Here is a 906-nt window from a genome sequence, read left to right as displayed (position 1 = left end):
GGCGCTGTTGGAGGCGTTGGCCGACTGCACTGCCAGTTCACGCACCCGTTGCAGGATGTCGCCGGAGGCCTTCAGGGCGCCTTCAGCCGTTTGCGCCAGCGAGATGCCGTCGCCGGCGTTGCGCACAGCCTGGTTCAGGCCGCGGATCTGGCTGGTGAAGCGCTCCGAGATGGCCAGGCCAGCGGCGTCGTCCTTGGCGCTGTTGATGCGCAGGCCGGAGGACAGGCGTTGGATGGACGTGCTCAGCGAAGACTGGCTCATGCCCAGGTTGCGCTGGGCGGTGAGGGAACTGACGTTGGTGTTGATGGTAGCTGCCATGGCAAATCTCCTGAAAAGAACTGACTGAAATGGCGTTGCCGCCAACTGGGCGCCAGGTCTACCTGGCCGCAGTGCTCACCAGCAGCTCATCGGCTTTCGGGTGAACGGCGGGTCTCACTCTTGATTCATGCGCCCCGTTGCATAGGTTTTCGGGTCATGGCGGGAAAACTTTAGGCCCAAACGTGCAGATTGAGCGGTTTTTCTCGGTCTTATCGTGCCAACGCAAAAACGCCCCGTCCCCACAATTCATCCAACGTTCCCACAAAGTCCGCCGGAGGGGCAACGCTTAAACCGGCAGAAATGTTTGTTTTCAGCTCTGCAGGAGTAATCGCAATGGCAGCTACCATCAACACCAACGTCAGTTCCTTGACGGCGCAACGCAACCTGGGGATGAGTCAGAGTTCGCTCAACACATCCATCCAGCGCTTGTCGTCGGGCCTGCGCATCAACAGCGCCAAGGACGACGCCGCAGGCCTCGCCATCTCGGAGCGCTTCACCAGCCAGATCCGCGGCCTGAACCAGGCCGCCCGCAATGCCAACGATGGCATTTCGCTGGCCCAGGTGACAGAAGGCGCCATGAAGGCCGCT

General features: G+C 61.1%; 2 pseudogenes. One reads left to right on the top strand and one right to left on the bottom strand.

What is annotated here, in order from left to right:
* Positions 1–318: pseudogene (locus tag ASE28_RS33205) on the bottom strand (flagellin); the annotation flags it as partial.
* A 333-nt stretch (positions 319–651) separates the two neighbouring features.
* On the opposite strand from ASE28_RS33205, the pseudogene ASE28_RS33200 reads away from it, so the two are divergent.
* Positions 652–906: pseudogene (locus tag ASE28_RS33200) on the top strand (flagellin); the annotation flags it as partial.

The sequence above is a fragment of the Acidovorax sp. Root219 genome, assembly GCF_001428665.1.
GTDB lineage: Bacteria > Pseudomonadota > Gammaproteobacteria > Burkholderiales > Burkholderiaceae_C > Acidovorax.
Note: the sequence above shows the minus strand (reverse complement) of the source record. Positions and strands in the feature narration are given on the sequence as shown.